Source organism: Microcystis sp. CS-574, from assembly GCF_028329095.1.
Taxonomy (GTDB): Bacteria; Cyanobacteriota; Cyanobacteriia; order Cyanobacteriales; family Microcystaceae; genus Microcystis; species Microcystis ichthyoblabe_A.
The window spans coordinates 1-4,813 of record NZ_JAQMSY010000155.1; the positions used below are offsets into that span (position 1 = coordinate 1).

Consider the following 4,813-nt stretch of genomic DNA (forward strand, 5'->3'; position numbering starts at 1 on the left):
ATTAAAGCAGCTCTAAAGAGTTTTGAGTTAAAAGTTAAACTTCAAGTTTTCATTCAGGACGAATGTACTGATTAACTAATTTTTTGGGGAAAATTAGTTAACCGATCATTATAACATATAATTAATTTGCAAGAGTTCTAATAATTAACGGAAATAAGTTTATTTTTTTTGCCCATTTCTGCTAATTTTGATACAGTTTTTTCTCCTTTTTTATGGTAATCAAGTCAGGTTTATTCCCGCCATATCAGAAAAAAAGATTAGAACAGGTTTCTCGCCTGTTCTAACCTCTGACTGACTTAAGCCGGTCTTCCCTCCACCACCTTATCAATTAAACCGTAGGCGACAGCTTCCTCGGCGGAGAGGAAATAATCGCGGTCCGTGTCTTTTTCGATGCGTTCGATGGTTTGTCCGGTGCGATTAGCCATAATTTCGTTTAATTGCTGGCGAATACGCAGGATTTCCTTAGCTTCAATGTCGATATCCGTCGCTTGCCGGCGCCCGGTTCCGCCCATGGGTTGGTGAATCATAATCCGCGCGTGGGGAAGAGCGAGACGCTTACCCGGACTACCGGAAGCCAGCAAAAATGCCCCCATAGAGGCCGCTAATCCCACACAGATAGTCACCACTTCCGCTTTGATGTACTGCATGGTGTCGTAGATGGCCATACCGGCGGTAACGGAACCCCCCGGCGAGTTGATATAGAGATAGATGGGTTTAGTGGGATCTTCCGAGTCGAGATAAAGCATTTGGGCCACAAGGGCATTGGCTAACCCGTCGGTGACTTCCTGCCCCAAAAAAAGAATGCGTTCCACCGAAAGACGGCTGTAAATGCTAATCCACTGTTCGTATTGGCTACCCGGCAGACGGTAGGGAACTTTTGGCACACCGATAGGCATAATTGGTAACAACTCCTGCTAATTTGTAATAAATCTTAACTAACTTGGGCGAGGGGTTTCGGTAGTTCCTTGCGACTTTCGAGAACGCGATCGATTAATCCGTAGTCTTTCGCCTGTTGTGGGGTGAGATAGAAGGTGCGATCCATATCTTTCGCCAGTTTTTCGGTGGTTTGACCCGTATTTTTCGAGAAAATTTCCAACATCGTCTGTTTATTGGCGATTACCTCCTTGGCACGAATCTGGATATCGGTGGCTTGTCCCTGAGCCCCGGTGCGATTTTGGTTGAGAACAATGGTAGCGTGGGGCAAGGAGGCGCGAAAACCCTTGGTTCCTGCGGAAAGAATCATCGCTGCAGTTCCCATGGCCTGCCCGATACAGATAGTATGAACGGGAGGTTTAATGTAGTTGAGGGTGTCACAGATGGCGAAAGCTTCCGTTTCGTAGCCGATCGCGTCGCCGGTGTACCAGGATGTGCCGGTAGAGTTGATGTAGAAGAAAATCGGTTTTTCGGGATCGTCAAATTGCAGGTAAAGCAGTTGCGCGATAATTAATTCCGTCACGTCCACCCCGATATTGCGCTTGACATCATCGGAGGAAAATAAGGGCAACCCCAGATAGACAATTCTCTCTTTGAGCAGGAGAGATTCTAAGTCCGGTGGTGGTGTCCGATAGGCTGCATCCCCATAATAGGCAGTTTGTACCGCTTTAATCACTGAGTTCATCGAGTTTTTCCGTCATACACAGTATCCTGCTTTTGATTTTAACGTAATCAGGTTGACCGATTGGCAAAAGTGTAGCGGTGGTTTGCCCTCTCCCTGCTTTAACAACTTCTGCTGCTCACCAGTAGTAACAAGCAGATTTCTAGTCGATAATTAGGGCAATTTTCCCCGTCACTGCACCAGTTTCTAGCAATTGATGGGCGCTAATAGCTGCCGCTAAAGGGAAGGTTTGGGAGAGATGAATAGTTAACTTTTTCTCGTCAATTAAACGCGCTCCTTGTCTGAGAATTTCTGTTTGATATTTTTGCGCTTCTGGCAGTCCCATCAAAGCCGGGGTTAACATTAATTCTAAACTAATCCGCAAATTGCGATCACGGGCTTCTTTCCAGCTGCCCGTAGGTTCCAAAATCGTCACCATATCGCCGTACACGCGCACCGCTCGGCAAGTTTGCCCAAAAGTTGCCCCTCCCACCGTATCAAAAGCGATATCTACCCCTTTCCCTGCGGTTTCTTGAAGTATCGCCGCGACAAAATCGGTTTGTTTGTATAAAATCGGGTAATCTGCCCCTAATTGCCGCACTAAACGCTCTTTATCGCTATTTCCCACCGTTGTATAAACTTTAGCCCCCCTCAGTTTTGCCAATTGAATCGCGACATGACCAACACCCCCAGCCCCGCCATGGATCAGGACGCTTTGTCCCGACTGAAGACGGGCGCGATCGTAGAGTGCTTCCCAAGCGGTGATTAAAACCAAAGGTACAGCGGCCGCCTCGGCAAAAGAAAGAGATTTCGGCTTGTGGGCCAAATAATCCGCCTCGATCAGGGCATATTCGGCATAATTTCCCGTGCCGGCCTTGCCCAGTCCGCCGCTACAAAAGTACACTTCATCCCCGGGGCGAAAATCCTGCACCGCCGCCCCAACGGCCTCGACAATTCCCGCCCCGTCACAGCCCAAAATGGCTGGCATTTGCTCGGGATAAAAAGTGCCGCGTTTACGAATTTTTGTATCAATAGGGTTGACACCAGCGGCTTTTAATGCTACTAAAACCTGATGCGGTTGACTAATTTTCGGGGTGGGGACTTCCTGAAGCTGCAGGACATCCACGGCGGTCATGAGGATAGCTTTCATTCTATCTATTCGGGATTAACCCACATTAACGTCTGGCCAAATTCCACTGGTTCACCGTTAGCGACGGCGATTTCGACGATTTGCCCAGCTACTTCCGCTTCGATTTCGTTCATCAACTTCATCGCTTCGATGATACAGACCGTTTGTCCGACACGGATCCGATCGTTTTTTTCCACGAAAGACGGTTCATCGGGAGCGGGAGCGCGATAAAAAGTGCCGACCATGGGAGAGGTAATCGCCAGCCATTTTTTATCAATAGCGGCGGCCACGGGTTCGGGGGTGGGAGTTTCTGGGGCCGGGGTGGTACCGGCGGCTACCACTGGAGGGGCGACCGGGGCTGTCACCACCGGCAAGGGAGCGGGGAGAGAACCAAGGACGGTATTAACGGTTCCTTTGCGGATATTTAGCTCCAAATCTGCACTTTTTAGGCTAAATTCACTGATATCCGTGGCTGCCAATGTTTTGATCAGTTCTCGAATTTCGTTGTAATCAATAGTCACCGCTCTGAAATCCCCCCGCAAATAAAAAGCAACAAATCCAAATTCGCACCCACCAAACCGTCGATTTTTGACATCTAGCGGCTAAGTTTTGGGAAACAGGCTAGAGAAAACTGGCTTTAGTCCTAAATCCGTCCCTAAGACCTCATTTCTGGGCTTCTGATCACAATTATTCCCGTCCCAGATAGGAACCATCCCTGGTGTCCACTTTAATCCTTTCACCGATGGAAATAAACAGGGGAACCATCACCTGCGCTCCCGTTTCTACGATCGCCGGTTTCGTGCCACCGGTGGCCGTATCTCCCTTGACTCCTGGATCTGTATCGGTGATTTCCAAGATTACCGAGGTGGGCAATTCTACCTCTAATACTTGCTCATTCCAAAAGAGAATATTGACTTCCATTCCTTCCTTCAGATACTTGGCTCGATCGCCCATTTGTGCTGGGGTGAGAGTTGCTTCCTCAAAAGTCTCCATGTCCATGAAGACAAACTGATCGCCTTCTTTGTAGGTGTGCTGCATGGTGCGCTTTTCGATCGTGGCTGAGGGCAAGGTTTCCCCCGCCCGGAACGTCCGTTCTACCACGTTGCCCGTCTGGACATTTTTTAACTTGGTTCGCACGAAGGCCGATCCCTTACCCGGTTTAACGTGCAGGAATTCCACCACCCGCCAGACAGAGCCATCGATCTGGATGGTTGTGCCACTCCGAAAGTCGTTACTCGAAATCATGAAATGCTGTTTAGGCCAAGAAAGATCAACATTCTATTTTACATACTCGCCGCACCGAAAAAACTTTTTTATGGGAATTTGTCTGAATCGAAGCGCGGTGAACTAACCTAGGGGCAGCAGCTAAAAGTAAGTTAGAATTAATTGACTGACTGACATCTGAGAAGCGATATCAACCATGACGGGTGTGGACTTACAGCAATTATTACTAGAAAAATGGGGTCGTTCCTACGATATCCAGCTACGACGCATCAAAGATAAGGTTCATGTCCAGGTAATGTGGAAATATCTCGAACAAGCTTCTTTTCCCCTCTCCGAGTCTGAATATCTGGAACATCTCAATGCGATCGCCAATTATCTCCACGAATGGGGTGGTGTTAGTCAATTTCAAGCTTTTATCCGCGAAACCCGCGAGCGTCCCCGTCTCGGTAAAGCGGTTAGTCTGCCCCTAGATCTGGGTGAAAGGGCATCGGAATGGCTGATCAGTGATCAGTGATCAGTTATTACAATTACATTATCGAAATTTGTGGGTATTACTCGAATATACTAGCATTACTGGGATTATTGGATTTTACTAACATTGAGAATACTTAAACCAGGGAGTTGAATTAATTCAAAGAAGATAGAGGGGAATGATTGAAAGAGTTGATAAAAAATCGTGTCAGTTTTCATGCTTTTATTCTAAAAGGCGATCGCATTTTTTATGTCCCGTTTTGTATAGCTCTAACCTGTTCAACCTCTAATTCTAAGGCGGATGCGACTTGCTCAACGCTTAACCCTAAAGCTAACAAACGAGGAACAGCCTCTAGTGCTTTGTTTAGTCTGCCTTCCTGACGACCTTCCTGACG

General features: G+C 47.5%; 7 protein-coding genes. 1 reads left to right on the top strand and 6 read right to left on the bottom strand.

Annotation, left to right across the window (positions count from 1 at the left end; translation table 11 throughout):
- Positions 1-296: 296 nt before the first annotated feature.
- From PN470_RS12350 to efp, 5 genes are all read right to left on the bottom strand, one after another.
- Entirely contained in the window at positions 297-896 is a 600-nt protein-coding gene (locus PN470_RS12350) for an ATP-dependent Clp protease proteolytic subunit (protein WP_002734165.1), read from the bottom strand.
- A 35-nt stretch (positions 897-931) separates the two neighbouring features.
- Positions 932-1,618, bottom strand: a complete 687-nt coding sequence (locus tag PN470_RS12355; protein ID WP_002733425.1) for an ATP-dependent Clp protease proteolytic subunit — start codon at positions 1,616-1,618, stop codon at positions 932-934.
- A 139-nt stretch (positions 1,619-1,757) separates the two neighbouring features.
- On the bottom strand, positions 1,758-2,744 hold the full coding sequence (locus PN470_RS12360; RefSeq protein WP_271938920.1) for a zinc-dependent alcohol dehydrogenase family protein: 987 nt from the start codon (positions 2,742-2,744) through the stop codon (positions 1,758-1,760).
- A gap of 5 nt (positions 2,745-2,749) precedes the next feature.
- Positions 2,750-3,244, bottom strand: a complete 495-nt coding sequence (accB, locus tag PN470_RS12365) for an acetyl-CoA carboxylase biotin carboxyl carrier protein (RefSeq protein WP_002733878.1) — start codon at positions 3,242-3,244, stop codon at positions 2,750-2,752.
- 166 nt (positions 3,245-3,410) lie between these two features.
- Positions 3,411-3,968, bottom strand: a complete 558-nt coding sequence (gene efp / locus PN470_RS12370) for an elongation factor P (protein ID WP_002732990.1) — start codon at positions 3,966-3,968, stop codon at positions 3,411-3,413.
- Between the two features lie 175 nt (positions 3,969-4,143).
- On the opposite strand from efp, the gene PN470_RS12375 reads away from it, so the two are divergent.
- Positions 4,144-4,461: a DUF3067 family protein gene (locus PN470_RS12375; protein ID WP_002732720.1), complete on the top strand. Its 318-nt coding sequence runs from the start codon at positions 4,144-4,146 to the stop codon at positions 4,459-4,461.
- 65 nt (positions 4,462-4,526) lie between these two features.
- Here the strand turns inward: PN470_RS12375 and PN470_RS12380 are convergent, their stop codons facing one another.
- The gene (locus PN470_RS12380; protein ID WP_223210947.1) at positions 4,527-4,637 is read right to left on the bottom strand and encodes an Rpn family recombination-promoting nuclease/putative transposase; all 111 of its coding nucleotides are present in this window, start codon (positions 4,635-4,637) and stop codon (positions 4,527-4,529) included.
- Positions 4,638-4,813 lie beyond the last annotated feature (176 nt).